This is a genomic window from Brachyspira catarrhinii (genome assembly GCF_005518285.1).
Lineage (GTDB): Bacteria > Spirochaetota > Brachyspiria > Brachyspirales > Brachyspiraceae > Brachyspira > Brachyspira catarrhinii.
Genome location: NZ_SJDU01000972.1, coordinates 1 through 215, shown reverse-complemented (window position 1 = coordinate 215; position 215 = coordinate 1). Strand labels below are relative to the sequence as shown.

Annotated in this window: 1 pseudogene; it reads left to right on the top strand. The window is 23.7% G+C overall.

The window, feature by feature from the left end:
* Positions 1–215 (top strand): annotated as a pseudogene (locus EZH24_RS14710) (AAA family ATPase); the annotation flags it as partial.

Sequence of the window (215 nt, the reverse complement as noted above, 5' to 3'; positions counted from 1 at the left end):
TACTACAATTCTTGATATACCTTTTCCAACAGAAAATGATATTAATTTTATATTAGATGAATATATAAAAACATACAATTTGGAAATTGAGGATACAGAAAAACTAGAGCTTATATCTTCACTTAAAGGATTAAGCGAATTTGAAATTAGTCAGATATTAAATTTAGCCTATAATAAAGGAGGGACTTTATCATTAGAAGATAAAACTTTAATAT